The organism is Cohnella baijiui, from assembly GCF_020731285.1.
GTDB lineage: Bacteria > Bacillota > Bacilli > Paenibacillales > Paenibacillaceae > Cohnella.
Map to the genome: position 1 here is coordinate 49,521 of NZ_JAJFOW010000037.1, position 21,500 is coordinate 71,020.

Below are 21,500 nucleotides of genomic sequence, written 5' to 3' on the forward strand. Positions count from 1 at the left end.
GTCTTTCCTTTTCACCGCTAAGAGGCACCCTTTCGCCAGAACGGCAACACGACATGGCACCCTGGATTGCAAGTGCGAGAAGCAAAAAAATGAAACACCCAGGCACAAATGGGACTTGTAGAAAGTAAATGACGGTAAGAGGAGAAAGGCGAGCAGTCTCAACCCGGCACGAAAGCCGCCAAACTCAAGCAACCCTCCCACGTACGATTGGCTGCGAAGGCGTGTGAAACAGTCCGGCAGGATGAGTAAAGGGAAGGCGGCGGATCAACTGTCGGTATGTCACGGTGACGGTCGACGCGCAAAGCTTGGAGAGCGGGGTCATGTGGTCATCCGCCCCGGCCATGAGATTGACGCGATAGCAGAATTCGTCCAAGTATGCCTGCAGATGCTTGGGGCCGATGCCGCGGAAGGTATCGCTGAGCCATCGAAATGCCTGGCGGAAAACAACCCGCAATGCCGGGGAGCGCTGCTTGGAAGGACGCGGCGTGATCAGGACGGCGGACGCGGCCGGAGATACGTGCTGTGCCGCAAAGTGTTCGCACGCTGCGCGTCCCGGATAGCGCCATGCACAAAAGAGACGTCCGACCTGTCGCATGATCAGCGCGGACAATTCTCCATTGTTCTGAAGTTCAGCGCCTGCAACGATCGGTTGATCCTTGTCGTGAGAAATCGAACTGGACAGAAAATGAGAGCCCGCGTAAATCTCCTCCTGGATCTGGACAAGACCCGACAACTGCAATCGCCCGTTGGCCTGCATCATCGCATGGCGCAGCTTGTGGTTCATCAGCCAGGCCGTCTTGTAAGTCACGCCGATCCGGGTCATCAGCTCCTTGGCACTAATGCCAAGGGACATCAACCGGATGGCTGTAAACCACTTGCGAAGCGACGTACGTGTCCCCTCCATAATCGTGCCGGCGATCAACGACGTCTGTTGGGAGCAGTGGAGGCATTCAAAAAGCGGATACCGTCGGGTGCGTATGACATAATGCGCTCGGCGGGCGCACGCCGGGCAGCGGAAGCCATTCGGCCACTTCGCACGATACAAAGCCTCCGCACAGGCTTCCTCCGTCATATGCGACGTTTCGAACGAATGGATCTGCTCCTCCACCGTCATCGCCCCCATAAGAACATTTGTTCCCTTTTCTACAATTTACCAAACGTATGTTCTCGTGTCAATCTCGATTTCCTGAGCGAAAGGGATATCGTAGAAAAGGGAGAAAAAGGGACTCCCCCCCTCTCGTGTCCCTGCGCCAAACGCGGCCAACAAACAAAGGCAGCATAATCGCGGTCATCAAAAAAGGCAGCTCCACGCCGCCAGAAGGCGACAATCGGAACTGCCTGAGAATTCAAACGAGATTAGCCGGAAGCGGCCTGGGGCTCTACCCACTCGGATAGATCCTCCCGGATGACGGCGAGACGCGAGACCCGGAGATGGTCCGTCTCTTCGATGACGAAGCGGACGCCGTTTTCGAGCTGTACGGATTGGTATTTTTTCGGCGGGATCTCGATCTGGGAATACATCCATCCGCCGATCGTGTCGTAGTCGTCCGTCGGGATATCGAGGCCGAAAAAGCTGTTGACCTCTTCGATCAGCATCATGCCGCTAATCGAATACGTGCGCTCATCCTTACGCTCCATTTCGGGGCGCTCCTCGTCGAATTCGTCCTGGATCTCCCCGACGATCTCCTCCATGATGTCCTCGAGGGTAACAAGGCCGGAGGTGCCGCCGTACTCGTCGATGAGAATGGCGATCTGCGTCTTTCTCTTCTGCATAAGCTTCAGCAAAGCGCTGATCGGCATGCTCTCGGGGACGGTCGTCATTGGCCGGAGCAGGTCGCGGATATCGTGGATCGTATGGTCGGGCACTTTGAGCAGATCTTTGATATGAACGAAGCCGATGATGTTGTCCTTGTCGTTGTCGCACACCGGATATCGCGTATGCATCTCCTTGAGCGCGATCGCCTTGTTGTCTTCGAACGAAAGATTGCCGTACAGGCAGATCATTTCGGTCCGGGGAATCATGATCTCGCGGGCGTTGGTCTCCGCGAATTCGAAGATATTGTCCACCAGCGTGAGCTCCGTGTTGTCGATCAGACCGCTTTTGTGGCTTTCCTTCATCAGGATGCGGATCTCTTCTTCGGTGTGGGCCGAGGAAGACTCCGATGCCGGCGCGATGCCGAACAACCGCAGCAGCTGGTTGGCCATCCCGTTCAGCAGCCAGATAAAGGGGCTCATGATCTTGCGGAACAGCACCAACGGGCCGGCCGCCCATAGCGTGATCGACTCCGCCTGGCGGATGGCCAGCGTCTTGGGCGCCAGTTCGCCGAGCACGATGTGCAGCACGGTAATGAAGGTGAAGGCGATGACGAAGGCTAACGGATGGATCCAGCTCGCAGGCAGATGAATCGCGGAGAACAACGGAGTCAGCGCGTCCGCGACCGCGGGCTCGCCGATCCAGCCGAGTCCGAGGGAAGCCAGCGTAATCCCAAGCTGGCAAGCGGACAAATAAGCGTCAAGGTGGTTCGTCAGGTGAGAGGCATAGCGTGCCCTGGCATTCCCTTCTTGCACCAACGTGTCGATACGCGTTCCGCGCACCTTGACCATCGCAAATTCGGCCGCCACGAAGAAGCCGTTCAGAAACACTAGCAGCAGTACCAAGACCAAGTTCACGCCTAGCGGAAAAGGGTCACCGTCCAAATCGTCCCTGCTCCCCGAGCGGAAAGCAGGTGCACCTCCTTTAATGTCGCGCAGATAAAATATGGAAAAATGTTGAAAGTCCTCGCTTTATTCTAGCTTAGACGTTTTGCCGTGCAGCGTCAAACGCCGGTTCGGGCCGTAATCGGCCGTAGTATCCATCTGTATTCGCTTCCACCTGATTTCAGTGCGAATTTTTGGCCGGAACGGGCTCAAACACCGAAATAAGCGCCTTCAGAAGCATTGACGGACGCGGTCAACCCGTCTACCGGTGCGGCGGATCAGCCCTATCCCCGCGTCTGAGGCTTCCTGCGCTTGTCTTGGTTTTGGCGAATCCGGTCCTCCATCCCCTGTTCCGTGGCCTCGTAAAACACCTTGCCTTTGAGCTTGTCCGGCAAATACTGCTGCTCGACGTAATGGCCCGGGAAGTCGTGCGGATACCGGTAGCCGACGTGGCCCAGCTTCTTCGCGCCGCTGTAGTGGCCGTCGCGTAGATGAAGCGGAACTTCCGCGGACTTCGTGTGCTCGAACGAGTCCATGATGTTGCCGATCGCGACGGCGATGGCGTTGGACTTCGGACTCTCGACGGCGAAGAGGATCGCCTGGGCGACGATAAATTTGGATTCGGGCCAGCCGATCCGGTGGTACGCCTCCATCGCGCTCACCGCCTGCACCATCGCTTGCGGATTCGCCAGCCCGATGTCTTCGCTGCAGGCCACCGTGAGCCTCCGGAGAAACGTCATCGGATCCATGCCGAGCTTTTCGACCGCGTACAAAAACCAATACAGCGCCGCGTCGCTGGACCCCCGCACGCTCTTGTGGAAGGCGGACAGCACGTCGTACTGCGTCGACTCGTCCGCTTGCAGCGTAGGCTGGCGAATTGACTCCTCTGCGATCTCCAACGTCACGACGACCGATCCGTCGGGCTCCGACGGCGTCGTCACCGCCGCCAGCTCCAGCGCCGTGAGCGCCCGGCGGATATCGCCGTTCGCCATCGCCGCGATGTGGGCGAGCGCCTCCTCCTCAACCCGCAGCTTCATGAACGCCAGCCCTTTCGACGGATCGGCGAGCGCCCGGCGCATCGCGAGAAGCGAATGCTCCTTGGTCAAGGCGTTCAGCCGGAACAGCGTGGAACGCGACAGGAGCGCCCCGTTTACCGAGTGGTACGGATTCTCCGTAGTCGCCCCAATAAAAACGATGATGCCTTTCTCGACGGCCGGCAGCAGCGCGTCCTGACGGGCGCTGTTGAAGCGATGCACCTCGTCGAGAAACAGGATCGTCTTCCGGCCGTACATGCTTTTGTTTCGCTCGGCCTGTTCGATGACTTCCCGGACGTCCTTGACGGAAGCGTCTACGGCGTTCAAGCGCACAAAATCGCCTTCGGTCCGTTTCGAGATGATATGAGCAAGCGTCGTTTTGCCGGACCCCGGCGGTCCGAACAACAGGATCGACGTCACCGCGTCTCCCTCGATCGCGCGCCGAAGCAGCTTGCCTGGTCCGACGATATGCTCTTGGCCGATATATTCGTCAAGCGATTCCGGTCGCATCCGGTCGGCCAGCAGTCTGGCCCGCGGCTGCGCCTCCTCGCCGTAGCTGAACAGATCCATGATGACATTCCCGTCCTTTCTTTCTATCATCATAGCAGAATCGGGGCCTGACCAAAAGAAGATAAGAACAAATGTTCGCATTTAAGAATGTCAAACAAAAGAATGCCAAAACAAAAACCGCCCCGCAGGGCGGCGGCTCCCGCTCATGCGGTAGGCGGTCCGGATGTGTTTATCTCCTCCGTCCGTATGTGCTGGACCTTCCGGCACGGGAACGTCCGCGCGGCTTCGGGCCCTCCAACTCGTCGTCGGCCGGACTGCCGCCGATCGGTCCCAGCGGACCGATCCCTCCGATCGTCCATGCCTCGGGATGCGTCGGTCCGAGTCCCGCCAGGTACAGCGGATCTTTATCCCAGTCGCCGCCGGGCAGATTCCCCCATCCGCCGTTCGGCCGAGCCTGTTTCCCTTCGACCTCGTAGGCATTGGAGTCGAATGCGGCCGCGGACTTGCGGCGGCGCTTGCGGCTCGAAATCCGGCCTTTTTGTCCGTATGCTCGCGACGGTTTGCTCATTTGCACTACACCTCCACAACTGCAGGGATGGTCTAGTGTATGAAGGACAATCGCGGAGTGACAGGGACAAATGCACAAATTGGGCGGGGATGATCCCGAACATTGCGGGTGGACGTCAGGATTTGGCTTGGGCTTTGCCGCGCTCCAGCAGCTCGCGGAACGCGACGCTCACCATGATGAGCCCGGCGACGGGCGGCACGAAAGCATTGCTCGACGGCGGCTGCTGCGCCTTGCGGATCTCCTTCGGCGCCGTATCCGGTACGATGCGCTGGGTGACGTCCTCCAGCGGCTTGATCGGCTCTTCCGTCGAGAAGACGACCTTGACTCCTTTCTTGATGCCTTCCTTGCGCAGCTTGGTCCGGATTACCCTGGCAATCGGATCGACGGTTGTTTTGGAGATATCGGCGACCTGGAACCGGCTCGGGTCCATTTTGTTCGCCGCGCCCATGCTGGAGATGATCGGGATTTTGCGCTCGAGGCACTGCTTGATCAGGTGAATCTTGTACGAAATCGTGTCCGAGGCGTCGATGACATAGTCGAGCGGGTACTTGAACAGTTCCTCGTACGTCTCCTCCGTATAAAACATCCGCAGCGCGATCGCCTCACAGTCGGGATTGATCAGCTTGATGCGCTCGCGCATCAGCTCGGCCTTCGGCTGGCCGACGGTCGTCGTCAGTGCATGAATCTGTCGATTCACGTTCGTAATGTCCACGACGTCTTTGTCGATCAGGATGATCCGTCCGATGCCCGACCGGGCGATCGCTTCGGCCGCGATGCCGCCGACGCCGCCGATGCCGAGGACCGCCACGGTGCAGCCCTTCAAAATTTCGAGCCCCTCGGGGCCGATTGCTAGCTCCGTCCTGGAGAACTGGTGCAGCATAAGTTCGTACCGTCCTTCTTTCATAATGGAAAACATGCCCCGCCCGCACGTGCCGCACCGCGCCGTCCGGCGAAGGTGCGACCATGCGGGCGGGGCATGCCGTCATTCAGATGTTGCGCGCCGTCATCGGGCGAGCCTTAGGATTGGGCGGCAGGCGCTTCTTCGCCGTCCGCTTCGGCGTGAGCCGGTGCGGCCGATTTGGCCAGAGCGGCGACCGCCTTGGCCGACAGGCGAAGGTGCAGGTCTTCGATCTGGCGATCGGCGACGGGCGCCGGCGCGTTGAACAGCAGGTCCGTCGCGCTCGCGGTCTTCGGAAACGCGATTGTCTCGCGCAGGTTCGTCAGGCCGGCAAGCAGCATGACGAGCCGGTCCAGACCGAAGGCGATGCCGCCGTGCGGGGGCGTGCCGTACTCGAACGCGTCCATGAAGAAGCCGAACTTCTCCCTGGCTTCCTCGAACGTGAAGCCGAGTGCCTCGAACATCTTCTCCTGCACGTCGCGGCTATAGATCCGCATGGAGCCGCCGCCGACTTCGTAGCCGTTCAGCACGATATCGTACGCTTGCGCGCGGATCGCGCCCGGATCGCTATCGAACAGCGGCAGGTCCTCGTCGCGCGGACGGGTGAACGGATGGTGCTCGGCCACCCAGCGTTTGCCTTCCTCGTCCCAGCCGAGCAGCGGGAAGTCGACGACCCACAGGAACTTGTACTTGTTCTTGTCGATCAGGCCGAGATCCTTGCCGACCTTGAGGCGCAGGTTGCCCATGACGTCGGCGGCCGTCTTCAGCTTGTCGGCGGAGAAGCAGAGCAGGTCGCCCTCCTCCACGCCGAGGCGCTCGGTCAGCGCGGCGATCTCTTCGGGCTTGAAGAACTTGACGATCGGGCCTTTCCACTCGCCGTCCTTAACGGTAATCCAGGCGATGCCCTTGCCGCCGTAACGCGCCGCGAACGGTTGCAGGTCGTCCAGCTCCTTGCGGCTCCAGCTGCCGCAGCCTTTGGCGTTCAGCGCTTTGACGACGCCGCCGGAGGCGGCGACCGACGCGAATACCTTGACGTCGCTGCCCTTCACGATGTCGGTAACGTCTTCGATTTCGAGGCCGAAGCGCAGATCCGGCTTGTCGGAGCCGTATTTGTGGATGGCATCGTGGTAGGATAGCCGCTGGAACGGCGTCGGAATCTCCACGCCGATCGTCTCGCGGAACAGACGCGCCATGAGCGTCTCCATCATTTCCAGCAGTTGGTCGCGGGACAGGAACGACGTCTCGATGTCCACCTGCGTGAACTCCGGCTGACGGTCGGCGCGCAGGTCTTCATCGCGGAAGCAGCGGGCGACTTGGTAGTAGCGCTCGAGGCCGCCGATCATGAGCAGCTGCTTGTACAGCTGCGGCGACTGAGGCAGAGCGAAAAATTCGCCCGGGTGCACGCGGCTCGGCACGAGGTAGTCGCGCGCGCCTTCCGGCGTGCTCATCGTCAGGATCGGCGTCTCGACGTCGATGAAGCCCTGCTCGTCCAGGAAGTCGCGGAATACTTTGGTCGCCTTGGAGCGAAGGCGCAGCGTGTTCTGCATTTCCGGCCGGCGAAGGTCCAGATAGCGGTATTTCAGACGAAGCGCCTCATCTACTTCGACGCCATCCTCAATCGGGAACGGCGGCGTCTTGGCTGCGTTGACGATTTCGACTTCCGCGACCTGCACTTCGATTTCGCCCGTCCCGAGGTTCGGGTTGTACGTTTCGGGGTCGCGTTCGACGACCTGTCCCTTCACCGCGAGCACGTATTCGTTGCGGGCGCGGCTGCCCAGCTCCAGCGCGGAGCCGGAAAATTCCGGATTGAAGACGATCTGCACGATCCCGCTGCGGTCGCGCAGGTCGATGAACAGGATGCCGCCAAAGTCGCGCCAGCCCTGTACCCACCCGTTCAGGACGACCGTTTGGCCGACGTGTTCCTTCGTTAATTTGCCGCCGTCATGCGTTTTGAGCATCATATGCGTTATCCCCTTTTCGATTCGTTAATCAGCTTGTGCACCGCGTCCGCCAGCTCGGCGAGCGGCACTTGGCGTTGTTCTTGCGTAGCCATATCCTTTAGCGCGACTTCTCCGCGGTCCAGCTCGTCGTCGCCGAGGATGGCCGCAAAGCGGGCCCCCGCGCGCTCGGCCGCCTTGAACAGCGCCTTCATCTTGCGGCCTTGATAATCCTTGTCGACCGCGAGCCCCGCGTCCCGCAGCTGCTGCGCGAGTCCCGGCGCCGCGCGCTCCGCGCGCTCGCCAAGCGCCATCAGGTAAACGTCGACCTGCGCGTCCAGCTCGGGCTTCGCATTCTGGCTTTCCAAGAGGAGCAGCGTGCGCTCCAGGCCGAGGCCGAGGCCGACGCCCGGGCGGTCGTCCCCGCCGATTTCGGCGACGAGGCCGTTGTAGCGGCCGCCGCCGCCGATCGTGTCGATCGCGCCGATACCCTGCGCCTTGTATTCGAACGCGGTATGCGTGTAGTAGTCAAGGCCGCGGACGAGGCGCGGATTAACCCGGTACGGCACCTTCATCGCGTCCAGATACTCACGTACGCGCGCGAAATGCGTCTCGCAAGCTTCATCCAAGCTGTCGAGAATCGACGGAGCGCCCTCGAACTTGTCCTGGTCGGTCTTGCAGTCGAGCACCCGCAGCGGATTACGCTCCATGCGAGCCTGGCAGTCCTTGCAAAGGCTGTCCCTCATCGGCAGGAGAAATTCCAGCAGCTTCGAGCGGAACGCCGCGCGCACCTCGGGCGTGCCGACTGAGTTGATCTCGACCGTCACGTCCCGCAAGCCCACTTCCCTGTAGAAGGCGTACCCGAGTGCGATCACCTCGGCATCAAGCGCCGGATCCTCCGACCCGATTGCCTCCACGCCGAACTGGTGGAATTGGCGGTAGCGACCCGCCTGCGCACGCTCGTAGCGGAACATCGGCCCGATGTAGTAAAGCTTGGCGATGTCGGCCTCTCCGTACAGCTTGTTCTCCACATAGGCGCGAACGACGCCTGCTGTCCCTTCGGGACGGAGCGTCATGCTGCGATGGCCGCGATCCTCGAACGTATACATTTCTTTCTCGACGATGTCGGTCGTCTCGCCCACGCCCCGCTTGAACAGCTCCGTCACTTCGAAGATCGGCGTGCGGATCTCGCGGAACCGGTAGCGGCGGCATACTTCTCTCGCGGTCTTCTCGACGAACTGCCATAATTCGGCGTTGCCCGGAAGCACGTCCTGCGTGCCCGGCGGCTTTTGGAAGGCCATAGATTCCCACCCTTTCTGTCACTGCAGTTCAAGACCCAAACGGCTTGACGTACTGCCCGGGACCAAATCAAAAAGCTCCCGTCCTCAACCGCATCTCTGCAGTCGGGGACGAGAGCTCGTCATTTGCTCCCGCGGTGCCACCCGTCATTCGATCGCCATACGCGTCCGCAAGGGCCGCGCGCGATCGCGCCTCGAACCGGTTAACGCCCGATGGACGCCTCGTCGCTACTGGCTTCGTCCGCCCGGGAGCGGCCGTCGTTCGCAGGAGGTTCTCGGGGAGGTCGTTCGTCCGGTCATCGGCGGAAAGCTTGCAGCCTGAAGGCTTTCCTCTCTGGAGACGTGGGGCCGGAGTACTCGTTCCCGTCATCGAATCAATTGGCTGAATACAATTGTCATGTATTATAATACGCAGCCGGAACGATTGTCAATCTTCCCGCTTCCGTCCGGACAAAGAAAATAACCTGCCGACCATTCCGACAGGTTCAATGTGATAATATATTGAAAAAAGGGGGTCAACATCTATAATAGCCGGATTGTTTTAAAGGTGGATGAAGCTTGGGTTACAGTTTCGTTACAAAAAAGAAAGCGCTCGCGCCGCCCGCTCGTTCACCCTGCCGTGCGGGAAGCAATCCATCGCTCCAGCGCCTCGAGCTTCGCCTCACCGTCGTCCCGGCCCGCAGCCGTAGCTGGCTGCCGCCTACACGCCGTCCGGACCCCCCTCTGCCTCCAACACAATCTCGAAGTCGGCAGACGGGTCTTCCTCCGCCCCGAAGGTGATTTGGGGCTCCTCGTACGGCGCATGTTCCGCTCCATTGTTCCCGCCAGCGGCGCGAGGACCGCCTTCCGGCGGCCCCCGGCGGAAAGCCGCCGTGGCGCCCCGCCTAGCCCCTCCCGGCCGGCGGGTGGCGCCTGCCGTTCCCGCTTCCCGCCCGCGCGCCGGGCTCGTCCGCGAACTCTTCGTCCGGCCGGAAGGCGAGAGATTCCCGCCGTTCGGGCGCGAGACCCGCCCGCGTCATTCGCTCTAGCTTCGTTTCTTTGACGGATTGGCGCATCGGTTGTCGACTTCCTTTCTTGGAAAAGAGATCGACAATAGTGTTGCCACCCGGCCCGTTCGCTAACCCGTCCCCTCAGCCAGAGGCTTGGAAGCAGGCTTGTCCGCCCGTTACTTGCTGTCCAAAATAAGCGTAACCGGTCCGTCGTTTACGAGCGAGACGTCCATCATCGCGCCGAACACGCCGGTGCCCACCCGAAATCCCGCTTCGCGGAGCAGCGTGTTGAAACGCTCGTACAGCGCGTTTGCCGTGTCCGGTTTGGCTGCGGCCATGAAATTCGGGCGGCGCCCCTTGCGGCAGTCCCCGTACAGCGTAAATTGGGAGACGGACAAAATCTCCCCGTCTACCTCTTTGACGGACAGATTCATCTTGCCTTCTTCGTCCTCGAAGATTCGCAAGCCGGCGACTTTGTCGGCCATCCAGGCGACGTCCGCTTCCCCGTCCTCCTGGCCGATCCCGACGAGCAGGAGAAGTCCCCTTCCGATCTCTCCGACCGTCTCGTCCTTTACGCGCACGCGCGCTTCCGATACCCGTTGCAGAACGACTTTCACGTGGATGTCAGCTCCCTATAAATGCTATTGCATGAGCCGCTGGACGGAGAAAATGTCCTTCACCCGCTTGATCTTGTCGACCACGGATTGCAGATGCTCCTTGTTGCGGATCAGAATGGTCAGATGCATGATCGCGACCTTGTTGCGGTCCGAGCGGCCCGACACGGCGGCGATGTTGGTCTTGCTCTCCGAGACCGACTGGAGCACTTCGTTGAGCAGCCCGCGACGGTCGTGGCCGAGAATCTCGATCTCGACGCTGTAGTTCGCCTCGACCGAGTCCGCCCATTCGACTTCGATGACCCGAGCGGCTTCCTCGCCTTCGGCGGCGGTCGGCAGGTTCGCGCAGTCGGCGCGGTGCACCGAGACGCCGCGTCCCCGCGTGATGTAGCCGATAATGTCATCGCCCGGCACCGGGTTGCAGCAGCGCGCGAACCGCACTAGCAAATTATCGACGCCTTTGACCTTGACGCCGTGCGACGGCCGGGAGCGCTTCTCCGGCGCGGCCGGCGCCTTCATCTCCTTGACCTCGTTCGTCAGCTGGATCTGCTGCGCTTCCTCCGCTTCCTTGCGGAGCTTCTCGGTCAGACGGGTCACGATCTGCGCCGCCGTAATGCCGCCGAAGCCGATCGCGGACATCATGTCCTCGACGTCGTTGAAGGTGAACTTGCGCGCCACTTCCAGCAGCTTGTCGTCGCCCATCCACTCCGACGGCTCGAGGCCGAGCCGCTTCAGCTCGCGCTCGATGGCGTCCCAGCCTTTGGCCACGTTCTCCTCGCGCTTCTCCTTCTTGAACCACGCCTTGATCTTGCTGCGGGCGTGGGAGGACTGCGCGATCTTGAGCCAGTCCTGGCTCGGGCCGTAGGAATGCTTCGACGTCAGGATCTCGACGATGTCTCCCGTCTTCAGCTTGTGGTCGAGCGGCACGATGCGTCCGTTGACCTTGGCGCCGATCGTGCGATTGCCGACCTCGGTATGGACCCGATAGGCGAAATCGAGCGGCACCGAGCCGGCGGGCAGCTCGAAAACCTCGCCCTTCGGCGTAAAGACGAAGACGAGGTCGGTAAAGAAGTCCATCTTGAGCGATTCCATGAACTCCGCCGCGTCCCGCGTTTCCTGCTGCAGCTCGATGATTTCGCGAAACCAGTTCATTTTGTCGCCGAACGTGCCCTGTACGAGCCCGGTTTCCTTGCCTTCCTTGTACGCCCAGTGGGCGGCGATCCCGTATTCGCTGGTCCGGTGCATGTCCCAGGTGCGGATCTGCACCTCCGTCGGTTCGCCCGTCGGTCCGACGACCGTCGTGTGGAGGGACTGGTACATGTTCGCTTTCGGCATGGCGATGTAGTCCTTGAACCGGCCGGGCATCGGCTTCCAAAGCGTATGGATGATGCCGAGCGTGGCGTAGCAGTCCTTGACGTTGTCGACGAGGATGCGGATGGCGAGCAGGTCGTAAATCTCGTTGAACTGCTTGTTGCGCATCGTCATCTTCTTGAAAATGCTATAGATATGCTTGGGCCGCCCGGAAATGTCCCCTTGAATGCCCATCTCCTCGAGCTTTTCGCGAATGCGGTTGATCAGATCGTCGATGTACTGCTCCCGCTCCGTCCGCTTCTTTTTCATCAGGTTCGCAATCCGGTAATACTGCTGCGGGTTCAGAAAGCGGAGCGCGATGTCCTCCATCTCCCACTTGATCGCGCTGATCCCGAGCCGATGGGCGATCGGACAATAGATCTCCAGCGTCTCGTGCGCGATGCGCCGCTGACTCTCCTCGGATTGGAACTTGAGCGTCCGCATGTTGTGCAGCCGGTCCGCGAGCTTGATGAGAATGACGCGGATGTCGTTGGCCATCGCGACGAACATTTTACGGTAGTTCTCGTTCTGCTGTTCTTCCTTGGAGCGGAATTGGATTTTCTCCAGCTTGGTCAGCCCGTCCACCAATCCCGCGATCGTCTCGCCGAAACGCTCTTTCACGTCCTCGACCGTGACGTTCGTGTCCTCGACGACGTCGTGAAGCAGCGCTGCCATCACCGTGACGACGTCCATCTGCATCTGCACCAGCAGCTCGGCGACGGCCACCGGGTGCAAAATATAAGGCTCGCCGGACTTGCGCGTCTGGCCGCGATGGGCTTCTTCAGCGTATTCGTACGCTTCGGTGACGCGCTCCAGGTCCTGTTCCTTCATGTATGTCGAAGCTTTCTCGAGCAGCTGCTCCATGCCCATGCTTGGTGTGTTCCTTTCCGACGGCGGAAGCGTCCGTCCGTATCCTGCCGCAAATCATAGCGTATTCCTTCCATTATGCCTCTAGCCGCCGCCGGACGTCAACCGTCGTGCGGGCTCCCCGACTTTCGCAAGCTTCGAACGTCCTGGTCCCGGGGACCGGGCGGCGCGGCGTTTCGTGCGGAAAAACGCCGTCGTCTCGGCTCGATCGGAAGCGGCGGCCGGACGAACCGCCGCATGGCCGAAAAACGCGCGAAAGACGAGCGCCGCGCCCGGGAGACGTCCCCGTGGCGTCGGCTGCTCGCCCTGGTTTGCTTTGACCTTCCCTTGCGCAACCCCCTTGCTATCCTTACTGCCGCAGCGCCTCCACCGGATGCAGCCGGGAAGCTCTGCGTGCCGGCAAAAAGCCGAACAGGACGCCGACGCCCATGGAGAAGACGACCGCGATCGTCATGATTTCCCAGGAAGGAGAGGCGGGCGAGTTCATCATTTGGCCGACGAACTTGGATCCTCCCGCGCCGACGATGACGCCGGCCACCCCGCCCAGCCCGCCGATGATGGAGGCTTCGACCAGGAATTGGAACAGGATGTCGCGCTGCTTGGCGCCGAGCGACTTGCGGATGCCGATCTCCCGCGTCCGCTCCGTCACGGAGACGAGCATCATGTTCATGACGCCGATGCCGCCGACGAGCAGCGAGATCGCCGCGACGTAGGTGAGCAGCGTCGAGACGGAGGTGGAGACGGACGTGATCGTCTCCAGCAGGTCCTGTTGGTTGAATACGTTGTAGCTGTTGTCGTCGCCGCGGAAAAACTGCTGCAGCTTCGCTTCCAGCTGCGTCTGCACGCCGCCTACGTGCTTTTCGCTGTCCGCCTGCACGTAGATCGTGCGGATCGCGTCCGTCTTCAGGACGACGCGGGCGGTCTCCAACGGCACCAGGACGACGTTGTCGCTGGAGCCGTTCGTCGTGCTCCCCTTCGACGCGAGGACGCCTACGATCTTGTAAGGCGTGCCGTTCAGCGAGATTTTGCTGCCGACCGGATCGCTCAACTTCAGCTCGGTTGCGACTTCGGAGCCGATTACCGCGACCTTCATCTTGAAGGTGCCGTCGATGTCCATAAGCGGCCGGCCCTGAGCCAGATGGTAATCGCGGATCTCGAGAAAAGAAGGCGTCGTCGCGTTTACGGTGGCGGAGTAGGTGTTCGTTCCCGACTTGGCCGTCACGTTGCCGCTGATGTTCGGCGCGTACGACGCGACGTTGGCGACGTCCGTCAGGTCCTTCACGTCGGCCGTCTTGATGCTCGTCACCGCGCCGCGGCCGACGACGTTCACCGTCAGCATATTCGTCCCAAGCCCCTGCAGCTGGCTCTTCACCTGCTCGGACGTGCCGTTGCCGATGGCGACCATGATCGTGACCGACGCGACGCCGATCAGGATGCCGAGCACCGTAAGCAGCGTGCGGAGCGGCTGCGACCGTACGCTGAGCCACGCCATCTTGATGCCTTGGGTCAGCTTCACGAGGCAGCACTCCTCTCCTCGGACAGCCTGCCGTCCTGAATGCGGACGACCCGCTTGGCCTGGTCCGCCACCTTCGGATCGTGCGTGATGAGCACGATCGTGTTGCCTTCTTCGTTGAGCGCCTTCAGGAGCTCGATAACGTCCTGGCTCGTTTTGCTGTCCAACGCGCCCGTCGGCTCGTCGGCGAGCAGGAGCGGCGGCCGTCCGGCGAGCGCCCGAGCGATGGCGACGCGCTGCTGCTGACCGCCGGACAGCTGGTTCGGCATATGCCGCATCCGGTCGCCAAGGCCCACCTTCTGCAGCGCCTCCTTCGCCAGGGCGTGCCTCTCCTTCGCCGACATCCCGCGGTAGACGAGCGGGAGCTCGACGTTGTCGATCGCCGAAAGCCGCGGGAGAAGGTGGAAGCTCTGAAAGATGAAGCCGATCTTGGTGTTGCGGATGTTCGCAAGCTTGTTGTCGCTGAGGCGCGCCACCTCGGCTCCGTCCAGACGGTATTGTCCCTGGCTGGGCGTATCCAGGCAGCCTAGCACGTTCATGAGCGTGGATTTGCCCGAGCCCGAAGGGCCGACGATCGCCATGAAGTCGCCCTGGTAGACGTCCAGGGAAATGCCGTCGAGCGCGTTCAGCGTTTCGCCAGCGAGCGTATAGGTCTTGTAAATGTCGGTCATTGCGATCAAGGGCTCGGCGTTAAGCGCGCGCATGCTCATCGACCTCCCGCTCCGCCGCCGGTACCGCCGCTGCGCGTGGTCGCGTTCGCGCGTTGGCCGCTACCTTGCTGGAAAACCGCGCCGCCGGCCGGGAATCCGCCCATCGCGCCCATGCCTCCCATGCCGCCGAAGCCCATCTGCTGCTGGCGCGAGTTCGAGGAGGAGACCGTAACCGGAAGGAGTACCGTCTGGCCTTCGGTCAGTCCCGTGAGCACCTCGATTCTCGCGTCCGTCGCGATGCCGACGGTAATCTCATGCAGCTTGAAATTCGAGGACGCGATCTGGCCCGCTTGGCCCGACTGACCGGTGCCGAACCCGGCTCCGCCATAGCCCCGGCCGCCATAGCCGCCTTGGCCGCCGCGCGCGCCGTTCTGGCCGGCGGCCGCATATCCGGCCCCGCCTTGGCCTGCCGCCCGCCGGTAGCCGCCGTTTCCGCTGGCGGCACCGTTCCGGCCCTGTCCCGCGCCGGGCTGGAAGCCTTCGGGCGGAGCTTCGCCTTGCGGCGGGAAATCCCCTTGGCCCGCCGCGGGTTGGGCGGCGCCATCCGATTGGACCGCTTGCGGGCCCGCGCCCGCGCCGGCGTCGCCCGCGGCGGATTCGCCCGACGCGGACGGGCTTGCGGACGGACTGGCGGAAGGAACCCCGCCGGCCGCCGGGCCGGAGCCGTTGGACGCGCTCTGTCCGTCGCTTGGCACACGCACGAAGTATTTGCTTCCCATTTGAACGACCGCCTCGACCGGGATCGTCAGCGCGTTTTCCTTGGAGGTAATGACGATCTCGACGTCGCCGTTCATGCCGGGCAGGACGTTGTCGGTCTTGTCGAGGGCGACCGTCACCGGGAAGGTGGCGACGCCGTTCGAGGAGGTGCCCTCCTTGGCGACCTCCGTCACTTTGCCGTTGAACGACTGGCCGCTAAGCGCATCAAGCGTGATGTTCGCCGTCTGCCCCTGCTTCACCTTGGAGATGTCCAGCTCGTCGGCGGAAATCTCGATGTCGAGCGCTCCGTAGTTGACGATCTTGAACGCCTCGAGCTGCGGGGAGACGGTGTCGCCCGCTTTGACGTTCACCTCTGTCACCGTGCCGTCAAACGGTGCGGTGATCGGGTTCGGGGCTTTCGCTTTTTTCTCGTAGTCCGAAATTTCCAGCTGCGTCTGCTTGATATTGAGCTGGGCGGACTTGATGTTCATGGACGCCGCGTCCAGCTCCGACTGGTCAGCCTCGGACGCCGCGAGCGACTTCCATTTTTCCTGCGCCTGCTGAAGCTGCATCTGCTGCTGTTCCAAGTTCAGCTTCGCTTTGCTGATGTTCAGGCTGACGTCCTGGCCTTCGAAGGTAGCGAGCACCGTTCCCTTCTTGACGACGGCGCCCGCCGCGACTTTCACTTCGTCGACGGTGGAGCTCTCGGACACCTTGATCGTCTCCGTCTGGCTGACGGCGACCGCGCCGCTGCCGGATACGGTCTGCGTGATCGTGCCTTTGGTCACGCGCGACTGCGTAAACGTCGGAGTATCGGCCGCAGCCTTCGTGTCCTTGCTCGTGTACCACCAATACCCGCCGCCTCCGGCCGCCACCAGGCAGACGACGACGATCCATACGATCCATTTCCTCATCCTTCTCATCCCCCACATCGTCCTGATTCCTCCATGTCAATCCGCTTGCCTTGCCATTGCCGCCTCGCTCGCGCCGCTTTCTTGCTACGGAGCGACCCGGCGGATTCGACCGCCTCCCGCCGTATCCGCCGCCAGCGCCTTGCGCATGTAGTCGGTCAGCGGCTGCCGCAGATCCGGCCTTCGCAGCCCCATATCGATGATCGCCTGCAAATAGCCGAATTTGTCTCCGATGTCGTAACGGTCGCCTGCCAGCTCCAACGCGAGCAGCCCCTCCTCCCTGCAGATCCGCCGAAGCGCGTCGGTAAGCTGATATTCCCCGCCGGCACCGCGCTCCAACGCGGCCAACACCGGGAAGATCGACGGAGGCAAGAGATACCGCCCGATGACCGCCACGTTTGACGGCGCCTCCGCCGGCGCGGGTTTTTCGACGAGATCCTCCACGCGTCCGATGCCGTCGCGCCAGCCGGAGGCGGAGACGATCCCGTACTTGCGCGTGTCGGCCGGCGGAATCCGGCGAACCCCGATTAAAGGCCGGCCGTGCACCTCATAGGCGTGGATCATTTGCCTGAGCGCTGGCGGCTCGGAGGCGAGGATGTCGTCGCCGAGCAGAACGGCGAACGGCTCGTCGCCGATGAACTGCCGCGCGCACAGCACCGCGTGGCCGAGACCGAGCGGCTCCTTTTGCCGGATATAGTGAATGTTCGCCAGCTCTTCGATCGCGCGCAGCTCGCGAAGCAGGTCGAGCCGGTTTTTCTCCAGCAGCGACTGCTCGAGCTCGACAGACTTGTCGAAGTGGTCCTCGATCGCTTTTTTGTTTCGCCCCGTGACGATGATGACGCTCTCGATGCCCGACTGCACCGCCTCCTCCACGATGTACTGGATGGCCGGCTTGTCGACGATCGGCAGCATCTCCTTCGGCTGGGCTTTGGTCGCCGGCAGGAATCTCGTTCCGAGTCCCGCGGCGGGTATGACGGCTTTGCGGATGGTCGTTTTCATCGCTGCCACCTCCTCATATTTTTCGGATGAACTTCACTCCTCGCCACCTGCCTCTGCCTGACCGCTCCGCCGCGGAAGAACGCTCGGTCAGGCCGTAGCATTTCCGCACGATGTAGAGAGGCCGGCCCTTGGCTTCATCGTAGATGCGGCCGATATATTCGCCCGCCATACCGATCGACGCCAGCAGGAAGCCGGTCAGCAGCAGCTGCAGGAAGATGACCGTCTGCCAGCCCGAGAAATCGCCGCCGAACGCCGCTGCACCCGTCCGGACAAGCCCGTAAAAGACGCCCGCGGCCATCAGCGCGACACCGCCGGTCGTGGACAGCTTCAGCGGCTTGGACGAAAAGGATGTCATCCCGTCCAGGCTCAGCTTCAGCATTTTGCGCAGCGGATACTGCGTCTCGCCCGCCAGCCGTTCGTCGCGGACGTATTCTACGGACGTCTGCCGGAAGCCGACCCAACTGACGAGTCCGCGCACGTAGCGATTCTTCTCCGGGAGCCGCCGCAGCTCCTCGCATACTTTGCGGTCCAACAGCCGAAAGTCTCCTGTATCCACCGTGATATCGACGTCGGCCGCCGCCCGCAGGAGGCGGTAGAAAGCGTGGGCGGTCCACCGCTTAAACGCGGTCTCCCCTTTGCGTGTCGTCCGCTTGGCGTAGACGACGTCGTAGCCCTCCCGCCATTTGGCGATCATCCGCGGGATGAGCGCGGGCGGGTCCTGAAGGTCGGCGTCGATAACGACGACGGCATCTCCCGAGGCGTAATCCATCCCGGCGGTGATGGCGATCTGATGGCCGAAGTTCCGAGAAAAATCGATGAGCTTCACATGGTCGTCCTGCCTGGCATACCCCTGCAATATCTCGGACGTGCGATCTCGGCTGCCGTCATTGACGAAAATAAGCTCGTACCGTTCCCCGATCCCGTCCATGACCGCCTTCAGCGCCCGGCAGGTGTCGTGGATGACGGCTTCTTCGTTGTAAACGGGCACGACGATCGAGTAGGTCGTTTCTGGGTTCATGGCGCTTCTCCGTCCTTTCGCTTGCGATTGCCTGTTGCGCGGGCGACTGTTTGCCGTTTGCCGAATGGAGGGGGCGTTACGATTGCTGCACCAGGTAGAGGGCTACGCTGCCGCCCATGCGGTCGCCGGCATTCGTCCCGGCGCCGTCTCCCGAAGCGCCCGCATTCCCGGATTGCCAGGCCGACGAGTCGATCAGCTTGCCGTTCTCCTGGATCCATGCCGTCACTTCGGAGGATCCGCCCCGGCCTCCCCCGAATCCGCCGCCGGAAAGCAGGAAGTATTTGACCTTGCCGTCCGCGACGAGCTGCTTCATTTTGTCGACCGTCAGAATCGGGTCGCTGCCGCTGAAGCCGCCCATCGCCATGACGGCTTTGCCCGTCTTGATGATGTAAGTTTCCGCCGTATTGACGTTAGGCGTCGCGAACAGATAAGGCTCGCCGGTGTTATTCTCAGTCAGGTAAGCGTATAGCGCTTCGTCGACGCCTCCGGCTTCGCCCTCCCCGCCCGGCCCCTGTCCGGCCGCAAATGCCGGGAGCGTGCCGCCGTTCGCGCCGTCGAAGCCTCCCATCCCCCGGTTAGCGGAGCCGTTCAGATCGGGCCCCGCGCTCGGGATCATACTGTTGCCGCCATACAGCAGCGGCGTCGCCGACCAATAGAGCGGGGCGATCAAAAGACCGGCCAGCGCGCAAGCGACGGCTACCCGGAAGACGGGCGCCTTCACGGCCGGCGCGGTCAGCGCTGCGGCGGCGCCTACGCCGAGCAGTCCGACGGCCACGAGCCAGCCGCGGCCAATCTGGGAAGCGTACGGCGCCAGGATGTAGAGCTGGAAAGCAGCGGCGACCGCGATCGCGGCGGGGAACAGATAAGCCGTCCAATCGCGTTTGGCGCGATGTCGCTCGGCCAATTCCGTCCAACCTCCGCCGAACAAGGCGGCGATCGGCGGCGCGATCATGATGAGGTAGTAGGAGTGGAAAAATCCCGCCACGCTGAAAAACGCCATGCCCGGCAGCAGCCACGCGAGCCAGAACAGCGTCATCCGCTCCTTGTCGGTCAGCGGTTGGCGTCTGCGGATGCCGAGCAGCAGGCCGACGGCCGACAAGAGCGCGAATGGCAGCAGCCAGCTGATCTGGCCCGAGAGCGCCGACTGGAAAAGCCGGAGCGGCCCGATCGCGCCGTTGTTAAACGCGCCGCCGGCGCCGCCTCCACGGGCGCCGCCGGCAGATCCGAAGTTCGGCGGCGCTCCGCCGGGGAAACCGCCGTTCATGCCGCCGTCCCCGGGCTGGCCTCCGTCCGGCAGGGCGCCGCTCCCAGCCGCTCCGCTGCCGTCATCCGCCGCCGGAGGCGTGTCCGGCTGCTGGCCGGCCGCCACCTGCGCCGAACCGTTGCCAGACCAGCTCCCATTCGGAGCGACGGCTCCGTTCTGCGCGTCGGCTCGGCCTTGACGGTCGCCAAAACCCGCTCCGCGCTCTCCGCCGCGGCCTTGTCCATCCGTGAATCGGGCGCTGCCGCGCCCGTCTTCGGACATCCCGCCTATCGGCCAACCGCCGCCTCCGCGATTGCCTCCGCCGGGAACGCCAGACCCGTTGCCGGTCAAACGGGAAATACCGTTGTAGCCGAACGCCAGCTCCAGGACGGAGTTCGTCTGGCTGCTGCCGATGTAGGGCCGGCTGTCCTTGGAGGTAACATCCACCGCCAGCGCCCAAGACAGCGAGAGCACGATCATGATCACCGTCGCGGCGCACAGCACCGCCGCTTTTGTTTTGCGCGGCAGCCGATAGGCGAGCACGTAGAACAGGTAAAACGCGGGAAGCACCATGTAGGATTGCAGCATTTTCTCGTTAAACGCCACGCCGACCGTGGCGAAGGCGCCGAGCGCCCACCCCCACTTGCCGGCCGGCGCTCCGCGCAGCAGCATCCAGGCGCCGAGCAGCAGCGTAAAGACGAGCAGCGCGTCGACATTGTTCGTGCGGGCGACCGCGACGGCGATCGGCATGCACGCCATGGCGAGCGCCGCCAGGCGAGCTGCCGTCCTGCCGTAGGCGGGACGGACCATCGCGTACAGCAGCAGGACGGAGCCGATTCCCGCGAGCGCCTGGGGCAGGATAACGCTCCAGCCGTGCACGCCGAACAGGTAGGCGCTGAGCGTTTGCACCCAGAATGTCACCGGCGGCTTGTCTACCGTGACGAAGCCGACCGAATCGAGCGAGGCGTAGAAGAAGGCATGGAAGTTTTGCAGCATGCTGGTGACCGCCGCGGTGTAATAGGCGTTGCCGGTCTGATCCCGCCAAATGTTGTATGCGTTCAGAAAAGCGGACAACACCGCAATCGCGACGAGCGAAATATCCACGCGACCGCGCCGTTCGGGCTTTGTCGTAGTCAAAGCGTCTCACTCCACTCTTGAGGTAGGTTTCTGTCTCTAGGTGGAACTATATCAACCGGGTCTGAAACGTGCCTTAATCGGGCCTGAGCGTTGCTTGAGCGTAAGCTGAACGTTAGCTGAATGGACACGGGTCAGGGATGTGCCGGGTCTCGGCTCATGTCTGCGTTAATCGGTTTTTCAGCACATCTAACGGCAAACCCGCCACCTGCGCCGGAGTTATTCGGTTTTTCCGAATAATTCCCCCGCCATTCCGCCCCCTGCGCCAGAGTTATTCGGTTTATCCGCACAACTCCCCGCCATCCCGTCACCTGCGCCAGAGTTACTCGGTTTTTCCGCACAACTCCCCGTCATTCCACCACCTGTGCCGGAGTTATTCGGTTTTTCCGAATAATTCCCCGTCATTCCGCCACCTACGCCGGAGTTATTCGGTTTTTCCGCACAACTCCCCGCCGTCCCCAGAAATTTTGCAAACAAAGTGACATCCTTTGCTTGTTCTCCTGCAACTGCGTCC

Annotated in this window: 16 protein-coding genes and 1 pseudogene; all 17 read right to left on the reverse strand. The window is 62.2% G+C overall.

Going from position 1 to position 21,500, the window contains the following annotated elements:
- Window positions 1-184 precede the first annotated feature (184 nt).
- Window positions 185-1,108 (reverse strand): transposase, encoded by a 924-nt coding sequence (locus LKX83_RS25245; RefSeq protein ID WP_227885607.1) that lies wholly within the window; start codon window positions 1,106-1,108, stop codon window positions 185-187.
- Window positions 1,109-1,356: 248 nt separating this feature from the next.
- Complete coding sequence (locus LKX83_RS25250) at window positions 1,357-2,658, reverse strand: hemolysin family protein (protein WP_370639132.1); 1,302 nt, start codon at window positions 2,656-2,658, stop codon at window positions 1,357-1,359.
- A 323-nt stretch (window positions 2,659-2,981) separates the two neighbouring features.
- On the reverse strand, window positions 2,982-4,301 hold the full coding sequence (locus LKX83_RS25255) for a replication-associated recombination protein A (RefSeq protein WP_227885609.1): 1,320 nt from the start codon (window positions 4,299-4,301) through the stop codon (window positions 2,982-2,984).
- Between the two features lie 169 nt (window positions 4,302-4,470).
- Window positions 4,471-4,809, reverse strand: coding sequence for a hypothetical protein (locus LKX83_RS25260; protein WP_227885610.1), 339 nt, complete (start codon window positions 4,807-4,809; stop codon window positions 4,471-4,473).
- 115 nt (window positions 4,810-4,924) lie between these two features.
- On the reverse strand, window positions 4,925-5,689 hold the full coding sequence (locus LKX83_RS25265) for a tRNA threonylcarbamoyladenosine dehydratase (RefSeq protein ID WP_227885627.1): 765 nt from the start codon (window positions 5,687-5,689) through the stop codon (window positions 4,925-4,927).
- A 137-nt stretch (window positions 5,690-5,826) separates the two neighbouring features.
- Window positions 5,827-7,668: an aspartate--tRNA ligase gene (aspS, locus tag LKX83_RS25270; RefSeq protein ID WP_227885611.1), complete on the reverse strand. Its 1,842-nt coding sequence runs from the start codon at window positions 7,666-7,668 to the stop codon at window positions 5,827-5,829.
- A gap of 5 nt (window positions 7,669-7,673) precedes the next feature.
- Window positions 7,674-8,945, reverse strand: a complete 1,272-nt coding sequence (gene hisS, locus LKX83_RS25275; protein WP_227885612.1) for a histidine--tRNA ligase — start codon at window positions 8,943-8,945, stop codon at window positions 7,674-7,676.
- 881 nt (window positions 8,946-9,826) lie between these two features.
- Window positions 9,827-9,997: a hypothetical protein gene (locus LKX83_RS25280; protein WP_227885613.1), complete on the reverse strand. Its 171-nt coding sequence runs from the start codon at window positions 9,995-9,997 to the stop codon at window positions 9,827-9,829.
- Between the two features lie 110 nt (window positions 9,998-10,107).
- Complete coding sequence (gene dtd, locus LKX83_RS25285) at window positions 10,108-10,548, reverse strand: D-aminoacyl-tRNA deacylase (protein ID WP_227885614.1); 441 nt, start codon at window positions 10,546-10,548, stop codon at window positions 10,108-10,110.
- A gap of 24 nt (window positions 10,549-10,572) precedes the next feature.
- On the reverse strand, window positions 10,573-12,765 hold the full coding sequence (locus LKX83_RS25290) for a RelA/SpoT family protein (RefSeq protein ID WP_227885615.1): 2,193 nt from the start codon (window positions 12,763-12,765) through the stop codon (window positions 10,573-10,575).
- A 346-nt stretch (window positions 12,766-13,111) separates the two neighbouring features.
- Window positions 13,112-14,278, reverse strand: coding sequence for an ABC transporter permease (locus tag LKX83_RS25295; protein ID WP_227885616.1), 1,167 nt, complete (start codon window positions 14,276-14,278; stop codon window positions 13,112-13,114).
- Entirely contained in the window at window positions 14,275-14,985 is a 711-nt protein-coding gene (locus LKX83_RS25300) for an ABC transporter ATP-binding protein (protein ID WP_304518351.1), read from the reverse strand. The genes LKX83_RS25295 and LKX83_RS25300 overlap by 4 nt, the downstream gene beginning before the upstream one ends.
- A complete protein-coding gene (locus tag LKX83_RS25305) occupies window positions 14,982-16,595 on the reverse strand; it encodes an efflux RND transporter periplasmic adaptor subunit (protein WP_227885617.1) in 1,614 nt (537 codons plus the stop codon). Before LKX83_RS25305 ends, LKX83_RS25300 begins: the two co-directional genes overlap by 4 nt.
- An 84-nt stretch (window positions 16,596-16,679) precedes the next feature.
- Window positions 16,680-17,591, reverse strand: a complete 912-nt coding sequence (gene galU, locus LKX83_RS25310) for a UTP--glucose-1-phosphate uridylyltransferase GalU (RefSeq protein ID WP_227885618.1) — start codon at window positions 17,589-17,591, stop codon at window positions 16,680-16,682.
- A 13-nt stretch (window positions 17,592-17,604) separates the two neighbouring features.
- Window positions 17,605-18,609 (reverse strand): glycosyltransferase family 2 protein, encoded by a 1,005-nt coding sequence (locus tag LKX83_RS25315; RefSeq protein WP_227885619.1) that lies wholly within the window; start codon window positions 18,607-18,609, stop codon window positions 17,605-17,607.
- A 76-nt stretch (window positions 18,610-18,685) separates the two neighbouring features.
- Window positions 18,686-20,989 (reverse strand): ArnT family glycosyltransferase, encoded by a 2,304-nt coding sequence (locus LKX83_RS25320; protein ID WP_227885620.1) that lies wholly within the window; start codon window positions 20,987-20,989, stop codon window positions 18,686-18,688.
- Between the two features lie 216 nt (window positions 20,990-21,205).
- Window positions 21,206-21,500, reverse strand: a pseudogene (locus LKX83_RS25325) (hypothetical protein); the annotation flags it as partial.